The organism is Agrobacterium sp. 22-214-1 (assembly GCF_053522465.1).
Genome location: NZ_JBNWCK010000010.1, coordinates 126,653 through 142,117, shown reverse-complemented (window position 1 = coordinate 142,117; position 15,465 = coordinate 126,653). Strand labels below are relative to the sequence as shown.

Genomic DNA, 15,465 nt, shown 5'->3' with positions numbered 1-15,465 from the left:
TCGCTGATCAGGCGTTGACGAGATTGCGTGCCCTGTCGTTCCAGAGCCGAAGGCTGCGGGCATAGGCTTCCTCGAAGGGCAGAGCCATATCGTTGACCAGCATCAGCGCGATGGCTGCCGTCGAGATGATAATGGTTTCTGCCCTTTCGTCCCTTGCGGCGCCCGTCCAGACCGCCCGCCAATATTCGAAGGTTGTGAACATGGTCGGCATTTCGGCGGGCGGCGTTTCGCGTGCGGGAACGATAAATTCCACATCCCTGCCCTTTGAAAGACCGAAAATCCGGGTGCTGCGAAACGGCGTGAATTGCGCGAAATCCCGCGTATTGCCGAGAATGGCGAGGTTTTCCACCGAAAGCAGTCGCGCCGTGTCGCGATGAAGTTCCTGATATGACGGGCGGGCGACGCCGATGATCGTGCTTCTGGCGCGAAGCGGATTGAGAAGATGCACGACCGTGTTGAGCGGCAGACGCATCTCCAGAATGCCGTACAGGCCGAGCAGGCTTTGAAACTGCAGGGACAGACCACCGATCGGCAGGTAGGCGATGCGTTCCGAGGCTGTGGCTTTCGCCGCCTGCGAAAGCGAGTGGCAAAGGGGCATGCCGCAGGCCTGTGCTGCAAGTTCAAGCTTGCCGCCGTTTTCTCCCTGCCCCACATGCCCGTGCAGCAGGACGCTATATCCCGCCATGGCGACAAGACGCGCGGAATGGAGGAACCACGGCGCATCGCGATGTTTCGGCGACATATAAGCGGGCCAGTCGAGATCCGCCGATGCAGGAGCTTGCTGGTCCCTCTCTATATGTCGCCACATGGCTTCGATGAAACCGGCAAGCTCCGCCGCGGTCACGCCGCGATAATGCATGGTGGCAAGCAGCGCGCCTATCTGTATCGGGTCGGCATCGCCGTCGAGAATGATCGAGAGCGCATCCATCGCTTCCACCTGGCTGAGCGGGCGGCTGTTGCCGATGCCCATCGCCGAGGTTGCGATATATTTGGCAAGCCTCTGCTGCGGATCGGCATTGTGGCCGATGCGCGCAAGACGGTCGGCGATGTTTTCCGGTGTCGGCTGACCTTCCAGAAGAACGCTGGGGCGAAGCGAAAGCGGCGGCGCCTTCATCAGCACGGGCTGCTCCCAGCCGCTTGCACTGGCGTTGGCCGGGGCGGCGGGTTTTTCCTGCGAATAGTCGATAAGGTTCTCGGCCTCCGCCGCCAGCGAACGAATGCGCAGCCGCATGTTTTCGGCAAAGGGGGTGGGACGCAGGCCCTGGCCGGTGCGCAGAAAAAGCTGGTCGCCGTATCTTTCGCGCAGCTGCTGCAAGATGCGGCTCATGGAAGATGTCGGCAGTCCCATGCCCGCCGCCGCGCGGCTGACGCTGCCTTCCCGCAACAACGCATCGAAAGCGACAAGTAGTTTCAGCTGCCCAAGCCTGTCTGGCCTTGTCGTGGAAGCGGGTTCATCTTTTCTCTTGCCGGTTGTCATCTTGCGATTTTTTTACTCCGCCGCTTGTCCGGGGAGCCCTTTTTGCAATTTCTAGAATTTAGAACTGTTCGAAAACAAACGCGTTGCGCCCGCACTCCCTCCTAAATAAGTGGGGTTAAATTCTCAAGTTAAATGCGGGGGCATAACATGGAATTGAAGTACCGCGGCCACGAAAAGTCCGCGACGGTAATAAAGGCCGGTCTTTCGGCAGCAATGGCGGGAACGGCCCTTAGCATTGCTCTGCCCGTTTTTGCGCAGCAGGCGTCTGAGGGGAACACGGTTCTTCAGCAGATCGTCGTCACCGCATCCGGTTTCGAGCAGAATGTGAAGGACGCTCCGGCCAGCATCACGGTTGTGACGCGGGAAGATCTGGAAAAAGGGTCCTATCGCGATCTGACCGATGCCCTGCGGGAAGTTCAGGGCGTGTCCGTTACCGGCATTGCCAATGAAAAGGATATTTTCATTCGCGGTCTGCCCGGTGCTTACACGCTGGTTCTGGTTGACGGCAAGCGGCAGAGCACGCGCGATGCCCGCACCAACGGCAATTCCGGTTTCGAACAGAGTTTCGTGCCGCCGGTTTCGGCGATCGAGCGCATCGAAGTGGTGCGCGGGCCGATGTCCTCGCTTTATGGTTCGGATGCCATGGGCGGTGTCATCAACATCATCACCCGCAAGGTGGGCGATGTCTGGTCAGGTTCCGTCACCACCGAAGGCACGGTTCAGCAGCATTCCAAATTCGGCAATAGCGGCCAGGTCTCCTGGTACGCCAACGGACCGATCCTGAAGGACCAGCTCGGTCTGCAGCTCTGGGGCAGGGGTTTCACACGCGGCGAAGACCGTATTCTGAGCGGCACCACGGGCGCCAAGGAATATGATTTCAACGGTCGTCTGACGTTTACGCCGAACGAAGATCACGACATCTATCTCGAAGGCGGAAAGACGCGGCTGCGCCGCAGCGCCGAGCCCGGCGACACGCTGGCGGCGACCGACGCCAACGGCACCTACAATACCAATACGCGTGACCATTGGTCATTGTCGCATACCGGCCGCTGGGGGCCGACCACATCCGAATTCTCGTTCCAGCAGGAATGGGCGGAGCGTACCAACTTCACCAGAAATATCCGCACCGGCCGCGTGACAGAAAACCCGCGCTCGCCGGAAGTGCGCAACACCGTTCTCGATGGCAAGTTCACGACGCCGTTCGAATTGTTTGGCAACCACACGCTGGTCACGGGCGGACAATATTTCGAGGCGCGGCTGACGGACCAGAACCCGGGACGCCGCACCGGCCGCGATGAGACATTTTCGGCGACGCAATGGGCGCTCTTCCTTGAGGATGAATGGCGCATTGTCGATAATTTCGCGCTGACGGGCGGTCTTCGTCTCGATAATCACGAGAAATACGGCAATCATTTCAGCCCACGCCTTTATGGCGTCTGGAGCGCGACCGAGGAACTGACCATCAAGGGCGGCATCTCCACCGGTTTCCGCGCCCCGGAAATCCGCCAGATCGCACCGGGTTATGCCTATACGACGGGTGGTGGCGGTTGCACCTATGGCCCGAGCGGCACCTGCGGCGTGATTATCGGCGATCCCGACCTCGAAGCGGAAAAGAGCACGAGCTATGAAGTGGCCGCGCTTTGGGACAACGGCGACGTCGCTCTCGGCGCCACCTATTTCTACACCGATTTCAAGGACAAGATTTCCAACGCGCTGGTGCTCAATCCGGATGGAACGCCGGCCCGCTGGAGCGAAGACCGCAACTATCGTCTCTGGTACAATTACAACATCGACGATGCGGTCATTCAGGGTGTGGAACTGACGGCGACCTGGTATGCGACGCCGGACCTGACGCTGCGCGGCAACTATACCTATACGCATTCCGAACAGAAAACCGGCGATTATGAAGGCTTCCCGCTGGCGCGCACGCCGGAGCATATGGCCAATCTGCGCGGCGACTGGGTGACCCCAATCGACGGTCTGGAAGCCTGGGCCTCGCTGAACTACCACGGATCGGAAATCAATGCCGGCCCGCGCATCGGCACCAACGGCACGCCTGTGACGATCAACGGCAAGGCCGGGCGTAAATATGACGCCTACACCACACTGGATATCGGCGCGAAATATGCGGTCGCCGAAAATGTCGACCTCAATGCCGCCATTTACAATGTCTTCGACAAGGATGTCGGCACCGACGATTTCAACACCGTCATGGAAGGCCGCCGTTTCTGGATCAGCATGACAGCGAAGTTCTGACCCATGGCCACATTCACGAAATTTGGAGGCGCCTTTGGGCGCCTCTTTTTTTGGGCTATCGCCTATTGACCTCAACTATGGTTGAGGAATTATACCGGCTGCTCTTCACTATGTTTCCGCGTTTCCGAGCGGAAATCGTGACGGAAGCAGGAGCCAGAATGGAAAATACCGTATTCAAGCACAGCCTGACGGTTGGGGAGGTTGCCCGCCGCAGCGGCATTGCCGTGTCCACCATCCATTTTTACGAGGCGAAAGGCCTGATTGAAGGTTGGCGAACCGCCGGTAACCAGCGTCGTTATCATCGCGCCGTCCTGCGGCGTATCGCCATCATCCGCATCGCGCAACGAGCGGGTATACAGCTCAGCATCATCAGGGATGCGATGGCCGATCTGCCGCAGGATCGGGTGGCAACGACGGCCGATTGGCGCAGGTTTTCCCAATCCTGGCGGGAAATGCTGCAGCTTCGCATCAACAGCCTGATCATGCTGCGCGATCAGCTTACCGGCTGTATCGGTTGCGGGTGTCTTTCGCTGGATGATTGTCCGTTGCGCAATCCGAACGATGTTCTGGCCGATGACGGCGCAGGTCCGCGCCGCCTCGTTTCTGCGGAATGAACGGGATTTCCGAACCGGAACGCTTGTTCCTCACTCGGAGCCGGCGGCAACCCAGACGCTGACGCTGCCGCCATTGCTGGGAAAGACGCCCTTGCCGCTCTCATCGAGGGAAATCCGTTCTTCACGGTGCCCGAGAAAGTCGCGCCAGACCGCCCCAGCGTGATCGGGACCGAGATCGATCTGCTTTTCCGCCGGCTCGCCATTCGACATCACCACCACGCAGCCCGGCGCATCGGCGGCGCCGTGGCGAATAAAGGCGATGCAGCTTGCATCGTCGAGAATATCCGTCTGGGCTCCGTTGGCGAAACGGCTGCGGGCCTCGATGAGTTTCGGCAGGCATTCAATAGCGGGCATATCGATTTTATATTCGTTGCCATCATTCCCGGTGTCGGTATAGCTCGTGCCGAACAGATCGGGATAAAAGACGCAGGGCACACCTTCTTCGCGCAGCAGGATGATCGCATAGGCGAGAGGCTTGAACCAGGGCTCCACCGGCGCTTCCAGCGATTGCAGCGGCTGCGTATCGTGATTGTCGACCAGCGTGACGGCATGGTCGGGAACGGCGGAGACAAGCGAACCATCGAAGATGCTGCGCATGTCGAAATCGCCGCCCTGTTTCGAGGCGTCATGGAAGCTGTGGTGAAGGGCGACATCGAAAAGCATAAGCTGCTTATCGACGAGTTCGAGATAGCTTTTCAGCGCCTCGAGATCGGGGTGCCAATATTCCGCCACGACGAAAAGATCGGGATCGACCGTTTCGCGCATGTGGCCGACCCAGTCGCGGAAGAACCAGGCCGGAATATGTTTGGCGGCATCCAGCCGGAAGCCATCGACCTGCACCTGCTCGGAGAGCCAGCGGCCCCAATATTTGAGCTCTTCGTAAACCGCCCGGTTCCTGAATTCGACATCGGCACCCATCAGGTAGTCGAAATTGCCGTTTTCCTGATCGACTTCCTCATTCCATTCCCCATCGCCATACTCATTGACGAGGCGGAAAATGCCGTCTTCGGTCGGCTCCTCGATGTGGTCGACACCGCTGAAGCACTTCAGGTCCCAGATGAATTTGGAATGTTTGCCGCTGCGGCCGGGAAAGGTGAAGCGGGTAAAGGCCAGCGCCTGAAAGTCTTCATCGTCGATCTCGGTGCGGTCTTCGGGATTGACACGGCGAACCCGCACCTTCTCCTTTTCATCCGCACCCATCTTGTGATTGAGAACCACGTCATGAATGACGCGGATACCGTTTTCCTTCAGCGTTCTTCCGGCATATTCGAGCTCGGCGCGATCGCCATATTTGGTGGCGACGGTGCCCTTCTGGTCGAATTCACCGAGATCGAAGAGATCGTAGGTATCGTAACCCACCGAATAACCGCCGGCAGCACCCTTATAGGCCGGTGGCAGCCAGATATCGGTGATGCCCATTTTCGCAAGGCTTTCGGCCTTTTCGGCCACCTCGCTCCATAATTTCCCTCCGTCCGGATAATACCAATGGAAGAACTGAAGCAAGGTGCGTCCGGCCATATTTCCCTCACAGTCGTTAGCAGGTCGCGCCATAAACGGCCCGGCGGCGAAAGGGTTCCGCCGCCAGCCATACGCGATCCGCAATTGTGAGGCCGGTGGCCTGTCCGTATATTAGCCGGCTATGTCGAGAAGGGCAGCGCCCGCCTGCAGATAGTCGCCTTCCTTAACGATCAGGCGAACTTTGCCGGCCTTGGTGGCGACAATCTGCGTCTCCATCTTCATGGCTTCCATGACGGCCAGAAGATCGCCTTGCGAAACCGCATCACCGTCTTTTACCTTGAAGGATTGCAGGGTGCCGGAAACCGGGGCGGTGATTTCGCCTTCCTTTTCCTTGGGGGCGGCGGTGCCGGGAACAGCCGCGCTGCCGCCGCTAACCGCACCGAGGCTGGAGAGCAGCAGGCTGGGCAGACCGACCGATACACGCTTGCCGTCGATTTCCAGAAAAGTGCGGGTGACGGAAGGGTCGTCGGCCGGTGCCGGGCGCTCCATGGCATCCGGCATGGCGGCGAAATCGGTCTCGATCCAGCGGGTGTGAACCTTGAAACCGTCCGTGCCGATGAAGTCTTCGGTCTCGATTGCGGCGCGATGGAACGGCAGCACCGTGGCGATGCCTTCGATGCGGAACTCCTTCAGCGCGCGGCGTGCGCGGCGCAGGACCTGCTCGCGGTCGGCACCTGTGACGATCAGCTTCGCCATCAGCGAGTCGAATACGCCCGGCACGCTGGAGCCGCTGACGACACCGCTATCCACGCGAATGCCGGGACCGGAGGGGGCGTCGAAAACCGAGATCGAGCCGGGCGTCGGCAGGAAACCTCGGCCTGGATCTTCGGCATTGATGCGGAATTCCATCGAATGTCCACGCGGTTCCGGCGTTTCGAGAACCCGCAGCTTATGGCCTTCGGCGATACGGAACTGCTCGATGACGAGATCGATACCGGTGGTTTCTTCGGTAACGGGATGTTCCACCTGCAGGCGCGTATTGACCTCGAGGAAGGAAATCGTGCCATCGACGCCGAGCAGGAATTCGACGGTGCCGGCGCCGGAATAACCGGCAGCGGCGCAGATAGCCTTGGCGGCCGCATGGATTTTCTGCCGCTGTTCGTCGGAGAGGAAGGGGGCGGGAGCCTCTTCGATCAGCTTTTGGTTCCGGCGCTGCAGCGAGCAGTCGCGGGTGCCGAGGACGAGCACATTGCCGTGCGTGTCGGCCAGAACCTGCGCCTCGATATGGCGCGGACGGTCAAGGAAACGTTCAAGGAAACATTCGCCGCGGCCAAAGGCGGCCATCGCCTCGCGCACGGCGGATTCGTAGAGATCGGCGATCTCTTCCATCTTCCACGCAACCTTCAGGCCGCGACCACCGCCGCCATGGGCCGCCTTGATGGCGACGGGCAGGCCGTGTTCTTCGGCGAAGGCGGTGACTTCGGCAGCGGAAGCGACGGGGCCGTCACTGCCGGCGACCAGCGGTGCGCCGACGCCGGTGGCAATGCGCCGTGCCTCGACCTTGTCGCCCAGTGCCTCGATGACATGCGGATCGGGGCCGATCCAGATGAGACCGGCATCGAGAACGGCACGCGCAAACTCCGCGCGCTCGGACAGGAAACCGTAACCGGGATGCACGGCATCCGCGCCGGCGCGTTTGGCAATCGCAATCAGCTTGGCGATATCGAGATAGGTCTCGGCGGGACGCACGCCCTCCAGCGCATAGGCTTCATCGGCCAGCCGGACGAAAAGCGCATCCTGATCGGGATCGGCATAAACGGCGACCGATTGCAGGCCATAATCGCGACATGCGCGGATGATGCGCACCGCGATCTCGCCGCGATTGGCAATCAGCACTTTTTTCATCGCTCTTCTCCTCGGAATTCTGTGTTCCTGGCCGCGATTTCGGCGAAGGGGCCGATCGGGCGGAATTTGATTTTGGCGTTGACGGGGATTTGTCCCGCAAGATCGAGATGATATTCGGCGACCGCGCCGATGACGGGATAACCGCCAGTCAAGGGGTGATCGGCAAGGAAGAGAACCGGCTGGCCGCTATGGGGAATCTGGATCGCCCCTGTCGCGGTGCCTTCGCTCGGCAATTCGGCGCTGTCCTTGCGTTCCACCGGCACGTCGCCGGCTAGGCGGATGCCGACCCGGTTCGATTGCGGGGTGACCTGCCAGAGCTGGCCGGTCAGCGTCTCGACGCCCTTCTGCGTGAACCAGTCGGTGCGGGGGCCGAGAACGACGTCCAGCGTGACGACCTCACCCATTGCCGGCGGTTCGAAGGCCGAAACCTCGTCGATCGATACGCTGGAAAGGCAGGTCTTCTCGCCCTTAAGCGGCAGGATGGCGCCTGCACCCACTGGCTCTGGGCCGACGACAGCCAGCGTATCCGTCGCGAAACTGCCGAGCACCGGCTCGACATCGAAGCCGCCGCGCACCGCAAGATAACAACGCATACCCTTTGGCGGCTGGCCGAAAGTGACCACATCACCGGGTTCGAGGGACACCGGGCCACGGGTCTTGGCCGCGAAACTGCGATCTGCCGTGGTGATCGTGACGGGGCAGGGGGCGCCTGCAATGCCGATGACGGCGCGGCTCGTGCTTTTAAAGGAAAATCCGCCGAGCGTCAGTTCGAGACATGGCGTGTTGACGGGGTTACCAACGATGCGGTTTGCGGCATTGAACGCACCGCGATCCAGCGCGCCCGAGGCCGAAACGCCCTGTCCGGTCTGGCCGAAGCGGCCGAGATCCTGAAAGATGGCGGGCATGGGGGCTGCGAGCACCTCGAAATGCGGGCCTGCTTTTGCCCGGTCTTTCCCGGCGCTGCGCGGTGCCGAGACGGGGATGTCGACCGTTTTGCGGGCCTTGTCCATGTCGAAGAAACGCACGCGGTAACCCGGCTGAAAAAGCGCACCGGGATCGCGGTCTATATCCCACATCTTCACCGGCGTGGTGCCGATGATTTGCCAGCCGCCGGGGCTGTTTTGCGGGTAGACGCCGCTGAAGGCGCCGGCCAGCGCCACCGAACCTGCCGGAATGCGGGTGCGCGGGCTTTGCCGGCGTGGCACATGCAGCGCCGGATCGCCGCCGACCAGATAACCGAAGCCGGGGGCGAACCCGCAAAAGGCCACGGTGAATTCGCTTTCGGTGTGGCGGCGGATGACCTCTTCGATGCTCATGCCGGTCAATTCGGCAACATCGGCGAGATCCTCACCATTATAGTGGACGGGGATTTCCACGAGATTGTCCGAAGGCGCTATTTTTGCGGATAGATCGCGGCTTGCCAGCCGCGCGGCCAGCGCTTCGGCACCGATCTTTTCAGGGCGAAAGCGGATCATCAGGGTGCGGGCAGCCGGCACCGTCTCTTCGATACCTTCGACCGGATCGTTCTGAAGTGAGGCGAAAAGCGCCAGCGTTTCATCGAGATCGGCGAGTTCGACAAGAATGGTGGTGAGGCTGACGGGGAGAAAACGCATCATGTCCTCACGCGTGATAGGCTGAATCGGGAATATCGGTGATGAACATGTGCCCCGGCGCATGGGTGATCGCAAAGGGTACGCCCGACGCCATCACGGCGGCCTGGGGTGTGACGCCGCAGGCCCAGAACACCGGAACTTCACCCGGGTCGATCCGCACCGCATCGCCGAAATCAGGCTTTGCAAGATCGGTAATGCCGATCTCTTCCGGTGCGCCGACATGCACGGGCGACCCGTGTACGGCCGGAAAACGTCCCGAAATGGTCGCAGCATCGGCGACCCGCGAGGCCGGGATCGGCCGCATGGAAACGACCATATTGCCCTTCAGCCGACCAGCCGGGCGGCAGGGCCGGTTGGTGAGATACATCGGCACATTGCTCTTGTCGGTCATGTGGCGGATTTCGATGCCCGCTTCCACCATCGGCGTTTCGAAGGTGAAGCTGCAGCCGATCAGGAAGGCGACGAGATCATCGCGCTCCGCCCAGGCGGCGGTTGCATCCGCTGTTTCCTCGACGAGCTTGCCGTCCCGCCAGATGCGGTAGAGCGGCAGGTCGGTTCTCAGATCAGCGCCGGGCGCGAGCAGCGTTGTCGGCGAACCGGGATCGGAGACATCCAGCACCGGGCAGGGTTTGGGATTGCGCTGCGCGTAAAGCAGGAAATCGAAGGCCCAGTCGCGCGGCAGCACGATCATGTTCGCCTGCGTGAAGCCGGGCGCAATGCCGGAAGTTGGGGCGACGAGGCCGTCGCGATAGGTCGCACGGGCCTTGCGCGCGGCCTCCGCGTCGGTGTGGTTGAGATAGGATGTCGGTATCGTCATCGGCTATCCTTTCAGCGATTGGATGCAAAGGAACGGATGTCGATACCATCAGCCTCGAAACGGCGGCGGATTTCCCGGGCGATGGCGACGGCGCCGGGGCTGTCGCCATGTACGCAGATGGATTGCGCTTCGATTTTTATGATGCTGCCATCGATAGCCTCCAGCGTGCCTTCGCGGGCAAGCTGCACCATGCGGTCGGCGATTTTGGCCGCGTCATGCAGCACGGCACCGGCTTCGCGGCGGGAGACGAGCTGGCCCTGAGGCGTATAGGCGCGATCCGCGAAAGCTTCGGCAACGACGGCAAGACCTGCCTTGCGGGCAAGATCGAGGATAGGTGCATTCGCGAGACCCATCAGCACCAGCGAAGGATCGATGGCCTTGATGCCGTCAATGACGGCCTGCCCCTGTTTCGCATCGTTGGCGATGCGGTTGTAAAGTGCGCCATGCGGCTTGACGTAACGCACCGTGGTGCCGGCAGCGGCGGCAACGCCTTTCAGCGCGCCGATCTGGTAGATGACATCGGCAATCAGTTCTTCCGAGGTCGCGTCCAGATCGCGGCGGCCGAAGCCGACGCGGTCCGGATAGGAAACATGGGCGCCGACGACCACGCCTTTTTCGGCGGCCGCCTTGACGGTGCGGTAAATACCGGCCGGATCGCCGGCATGAAATCCGCAGGCGATGTTGGCGCTGGAAACGATGGCGAGCATCGCTTCGTCATCTCCCATGCGCCATGCGCCGTAACTTTCGCCAAGATCGCTGTTGAGATCGATAGCGGCCATGTTTGCCTCCCTTATTCTATCAGTAGCCGAGCAGGGCAAAGATCGCGCCCGCCGACTTATAGGCCATATACCAGGTGAGTGCGCAGGTCAGCACGCCAAGCACCAGCAGCCAGCGCGGATAATGATATCCGTGCATCAGATCCGTGCGTTTCCAGGCGGCATACATGAAGATCGAAAGGCCGATTGGCAGAACGAGACCGTTGAGGCCGCCGACGAAGACGAGCATGGCTGCAGGCGGTGTGGTGATGATGACATAGGCGATCAGCGAAATGGCTATGAAGCCAACCGTTGCCAGATTACGCTGGCGCTCCGTTATGTCAGGCTTGAAAGCGGTCAGGAATGACACGGAGGTATAGGCCGCACCGATGATGCTTGTCATGGCTGAGGCGAGGAAAACCGCGCCGAAGAGGCGGAAGCCGATATCGCCGGCAGCGGCATGGAAGGCCTGACCTGCGGGGTTTGCCGCCTTGCCCGAAAGATCGATGACCACGCCGCTGGCGACCACGCCCAGGATGGCAAGAAACAGAATGTAGCGCAATACGCCGGTGATGGCGATGCCGCTCAACGCCGCGCGATTGACCGCACTGATATTTTCAACACCCACCATTCCCTTGTCCAGCAGGCGATGCGCGCCGGCATAGGTGATATAGCCGCCGACCGTGCCGCCGACGATGGTCGTAATGGTGACGAAATCGATGGTGTCGGGCAGGAAGGTCTGGCGGAAGGCTTCCGCTACCGGCGGGCCGGATACATATGCCGCATAAAGGATCAGAGCCAGTTTGACGAAGGCCGCGACGAAAACCACGCGGTCCATCGCGATGCCTGCGCGACGGGACAGGAAGATGCCGATAGCCGCCAATGCGCCGATCGCGCCGCCGATCTTCGGATCGAGATCGATCATGGCATTGAAGCCGAGGCCAGCGCCGCCGATATTGCCGATGTTGAAGAACAGCCCGCCGACGATGACGAGAATGGCGAGCAGATAACCCGAGCCCGGAATGGCGGCATTGGCAATCGCCGGCGCCCGCATGCGGGTGATGGTGACGATGCGCCAGATATTAGCCTGCACGACGAAGTCTATGAGGATGGAAATAATGATGGCGAATGCGAATGCAGCGCCCAGTTTCACAGTGAAGTTCGCAGTCTGCGTGATGAAGCCCGGTCCGACGGCCGACATCGACATCAGGAACATTGCCGAAAGCAAGGCATACCGTTGATTCTTCGCCTTGCGCACAACCTCGTTCGGGTCGGCGGGCGAGAGCTTGTTCTGCTCCATGGATTTTCTCCGCTCCTGTCGCAATCCGCCCCTCGCGGATGCTTTATGCGGACGATCTTGTCCTGTTCCGTGAAATTGTCAACATTGTTCAACAATAAATAATAATCGTTCTCTTATTTTGTCTATTTGTTGGACGTTATGCGCGGGAATTCATCACGTTTTTTTCGTGCTTTGCTAATGCTTTGTGCTAAAGCATGTCGCGCAAAGTGTGCAGCGGTTTGCGATAACGACATGCGCCAACAATGGCTTAAAGCGTAAGGAGTAGGTCTGAAAGATCCGCGACACGCTTTAAGGGTAGATCATGCCGTGTCCGAACATGCCTGTCACGGAATTCCCGATGCTGCATTGCTCTTAAGGAAAGGAGCGCCATGACCGAAACGATAGAGGGTCTGCCGCTTGCGGATCGATTGGCCAAGGGTATTCGCACCCTGCTGATCTCCGGCGAGTTGATGCCGGGACAGCGCCTTTCAGAGGCAGCCTTCAGTGAACGTTTCGACGTCTCGCGCAATTCGCTGCGCGAAGCTTTCCGGCTGCTGACCAAGGACGGGCTTCTGCGCCATGAGGCAAATCGCGGTGTGTTCGTCGCCGTTCCCACCATGTCCTCGGTCATCGATATTTATCGCGTGCGACGCATGGTGGAATGCGGCGCACTTCGCCAGGCGTGGCACAAGCATCCCGCAATCAAGACGATGCGGGCAGCGGTCGAGGATGCCAAGGTCAAGCGCGAGGATGCAGACTGGCTGGGTGTGGGCAGCGCCAACATGAAATTTCACGCCGCCGTCGTCGATCTTCTCGACAGCGCCCGCCTCAGCGATTTTTACGAGCGTATTGCCGCTGAACTGAGGCTTTGTTTCGGCTTGCTGAAAGATCCCGAACAGCTTCATTCGCCCTTTGTGGACATGAACAGCAAGATCCTGTCGCTGATGGAAGAGGGCAAGGCGCAAGAGGCCGGCGACGAGATGGAAATTTATCTCAATCTGTCCGAGCGGACGGTTCTGAAGGCGCTTGAACGCGCCGTCGAACACGCTTCCTGACATGACGGGCGGCAGGGGAGAAAACGACCCTTGCCGCTCCCGCCATTTTTTGCATCCGCAGCCGATTGCCAAGCTTGCTGCGCTGCGTCATCAATGCTGACATGACGCTTCGCGACCTGACCATTCTCGTTATCGACGAAAACGCGATCCGCGCCTCCATCATCGAGGAGGGGCTGCGCGAGGCCGGCTATCATCGCGTCACGGTCATCCACGAGGTGAACGGGGTGGCGCGCACCATCGAGACGCTGCAGCCCGATGTCATCTTCATCGATCTCGAAAACCCCAACCGTGACATGATGGAGCATCTGTTCCAGCTTACCCGCACGGTCGGCCGGCCGATCGCCATGTTTGTCGATCGTTCCGATACCGCTTCCATCGAGGCGGCCGTCGAAGCGGGCGTTTCCGCCTATGTGGTGGACGGGCTGAAGAAGGAGCGGGTCAAGCCCATTCTCGATATGGCGGTCAGCCGCTTCAATGCCTTCAGCCGTCTGCAGCGGGAACTTGCCGAAGCGAAATCGGCGCTTGAGGAACGCAAGGTCATCGAGCGCGCCAAGGGCATTCTGATGAAGATGCGCGGCCTTTCCGAAGAGGAGGCCTTTGCGCTTTTGCGGCAAACCGCGATGAACGAGAAGAAGAAGATTTCCGAGATCGCGCAAAGCGTGGTCACCGCGGCCGGTCTGTTGATGTGACGAACCGCCGGTCGGACAGTGTGGAGTGAATGATATGGCGGCACCGGAAAAAACGGCCGGATCAGACAGCGGAGTAACGCAAGCACCGGCAATCGTCGGCAGCGACCGGCAGAAAATGCTGCGTGCCGGCTTTATTCCGCTTGTCGACGCATCCGTCCTGATCGCTGCGGCCGAATTCGGTTTCGCAGAACGCGAAGGCCTTTCGCTCGATCTCGTCAAGGATGTTTCCTGGGCGAATGTGCGCGACCGGCTGGCGTTTCGGCAATTCGATATCGCCCATATGCTGTCGCCGATGCCCGTCGCCTCCATGCTCGGGCTCGGTTCCAACCCGTCGCCCACGATCACGCCTTTTTCACTCGGACGCGGCGGCAATGCGATCACGCTTTCGACCCGGCTGTTTGCACGGATGAAAGCTTTGACCGGGCTTTCCGAAACGGCGGGAGCGCTCGAAAATGCCGAGGCGTTGAAGCGGGTGCTCGATGATATGCGCGCCCGCGGCGAACCGACGCCGACGCTCGGCATGACCTATCCGTTTTCATCGCATAATTACGAGTTTCGCTACTGGCTTGCCGCCGGCGGCATTCACCCCGATCACGATGTCAAGCTTGTGGTGGTGCCGCCGCCATTGACCTCGGATGCGCTTGCCGCAGGGGCCATTGACGGTTTCTGCGTCGGAGCACCCTGGAACATCGTCGCCGCCGAGCGCGGTGTCGGTCGCATCGTTGCGGCCAAGCAGGATTTGTGGCCTTCCGCACCGGAAAAGGTCATCGGCATGCGACCCGAATGGGCGGAAAACCAGCAGGAAACGGTCGGACGGCTGCTGACGGCGCTCGATGCCGCCGCGCGCTGGTGCGACCTTGCCGAAAATCACGATGATCTCAGCGCAGCCCTTGCCGATCCCCGCTATATCGGCGCACCGGAAGGCATCATCCGCCGTGTGCTTGCCGGTGAATTCAGCATCGACAGCCAGGGCAACCGCCGGGTGATCGACAATTATTTCATCTTCCACGGCGGTCACGCCAATTATCCGCGCCAGAGCCAGGCATTGTGGATCTACAGCCAGATGATCCGCTGGGGGCAGGCGGAATTTTCACAGGCCGGTGTGGAGGCCGCCCTGTCTGCCTACCGGCCGGATATTTATCGGGCGGCGCTGGGCGACGCCAATGCACCTGACGATGCCGATATCCGCATCGAAGGGCAGGAAGAGCAGGACCGTTTCGTGGATGGCCTCGTATTCGATCCCGCCGACATTACAGGTTACGTGAACGCCTTTTCCGTGCGCACCGCCGCGCCGTTTTCTCCGACTTCAGGCGAGACGTAAGCGGCGTCATGCCTTGCGGGCTGCGCAAATTTCAAGCGCAGGCTTCTTCTCTTTGCACAAATGGAAGACAGAAAACACGCTGGTTAAAATTTAATCAGTAGATCGATTTTCAAAAATACTCTTTCATTTTCAATAATATAATCTGGTTTTTATAAACTGGCACGCCTCTTGCTTCTTGTTTTTTGCACCGGTCAACGGCGATCGGGGCAAGCAAGGCGCGGCATAG

The 15,465-nt window shown here is 60.2% G+C and carries 12 protein-coding genes; 5 read left to right on the top strand and 7 right to left on the bottom strand.

All coding sequences use genetic code 11. The features are described from left to right. Positions 1-7: 7 nt before the first annotated feature. Complete coding sequence (locus ACQZ5G_RS24225; protein WP_448737876.1) at positions 8-1,477, bottom strand: glycosyl transferase family protein; 1,470 nt, start codon at positions 1,475-1,477, stop codon at positions 8-10. Between the two features lie 147 nt (positions 1,478-1,624). On the opposite strand from ACQZ5G_RS24225, the gene ACQZ5G_RS24220 reads away from it, so the two are divergent. Together ACQZ5G_RS24220 and soxR are read left to right on the top strand one after the other, a co-directional pair. Continuing rightward, positions 1,625-3,733 carry a TonB-dependent receptor domain-containing protein gene (locus ACQZ5G_RS24220; RefSeq protein ID WP_448737875.1) on the top strand — a complete coding sequence of 703 codons (2,109 nt, stop codon included), beginning with the start codon at positions 1,625-1,627 and terminating at the stop codon, positions 3,731-3,733. Between the two features lie 158 nt (positions 3,734-3,891). Further along, positions 3,892-4,347 carry a redox-sensitive transcriptional activator SoxR gene (gene soxR, locus ACQZ5G_RS24215; RefSeq protein ID WP_003519761.1) on the top strand — a complete coding sequence of 152 codons (456 nt, stop codon included), beginning with the start codon at positions 3,892-3,894 and terminating at the stop codon, positions 4,345-4,347. Positions 4,348-4,377: 30 nt separating this feature from the next. On the opposite strand, the gene amyA is transcribed toward soxR, so the two are convergent. The 6 genes from amyA to ACQZ5G_RS24185 form a co-directional block, all read right to left on the bottom strand. Further along, on the bottom strand, positions 4,378-5,865 hold the full coding sequence (gene amyA, locus ACQZ5G_RS24210) for an alpha-amylase (protein WP_448737874.1): 1,488 nt from the start codon (positions 5,863-5,865) through the stop codon (positions 4,378-4,380). Between the two features lie 111 nt (positions 5,866-5,976). Beyond that, positions 5,977-7,710, bottom strand: a complete 1,734-nt coding sequence (locus tag ACQZ5G_RS24205; protein WP_448737873.1) for an acetyl/propionyl/methylcrotonyl-CoA carboxylase subunit alpha — start codon at positions 7,708-7,710, stop codon at positions 5,977-5,979. Continuing rightward, entirely contained in the window at positions 7,707-9,323 is a 1,617-nt protein-coding gene (locus tag ACQZ5G_RS24200) for a 5-oxoprolinase subunit B/C family protein (protein WP_448737902.1), read from the bottom strand. The genes ACQZ5G_RS24205 and ACQZ5G_RS24200 overlap by 4 nt, the downstream gene beginning before the upstream one ends. A gap of 7 nt (positions 9,324-9,330) precedes the next feature. Continuing rightward, on the bottom strand, positions 9,331-10,140 hold the full coding sequence (locus ACQZ5G_RS24195; RefSeq protein WP_448737872.1) for a putative hydro-lyase: 810 nt from the start codon (positions 10,138-10,140) through the stop codon (positions 9,331-9,333). 11 nt (positions 10,141-10,151) lie between these two features. Further along, positions 10,152-10,919, bottom strand: a complete 768-nt coding sequence (locus ACQZ5G_RS24190; protein WP_448737871.1) for a LamB/YcsF family protein — start codon at positions 10,917-10,919, stop codon at positions 10,152-10,154. A gap of 19 nt (positions 10,920-10,938) precedes the next feature. After that, entirely contained in the window at positions 10,939-12,195 is a 1,257-nt protein-coding gene (locus ACQZ5G_RS24185) for an NRAMP family divalent metal transporter (protein ID WP_448737870.1), read from the bottom strand. Positions 12,196-12,563: 368 nt separating this feature from the next. Between ACQZ5G_RS24185 and ACQZ5G_RS24180 the strand changes: the two genes are divergently transcribed. The 3 genes from ACQZ5G_RS24180 to ACQZ5G_RS24170 all read left to right on the top strand — a co-directional run bounded on the left by ACQZ5G_RS24180 (position 12,564) and on the right by ACQZ5G_RS24170 (position 15,239). Then, the gene (locus tag ACQZ5G_RS24180; protein ID WP_065656665.1) at positions 12,564-13,229 is read left to right on the top strand and encodes a GntR family transcriptional regulator; all 666 of its coding nucleotides are present in this window, start codon (positions 12,564-12,566) and stop codon (positions 13,227-13,229) included. Positions 13,230-13,330: 101 nt separating this feature from the next. After that, positions 13,331-13,918 carry an ANTAR domain-containing response regulator gene (locus tag ACQZ5G_RS24175; RefSeq protein WP_003519752.1) on the top strand — a complete coding sequence of 196 codons (588 nt, stop codon included), beginning with the start codon at positions 13,331-13,333 and terminating at the stop codon, positions 13,916-13,918. 34 nt (positions 13,919-13,952) lie between these two features. Beyond that, entirely contained in the window at positions 13,953-15,239 is a 1,287-nt protein-coding gene (locus tag ACQZ5G_RS24170) for a CmpA/NrtA family ABC transporter substrate-binding protein (RefSeq protein WP_448737869.1), read from the top strand. The last annotated feature ends 226 nt before the right edge of the window (positions 15,240-15,465 follow it).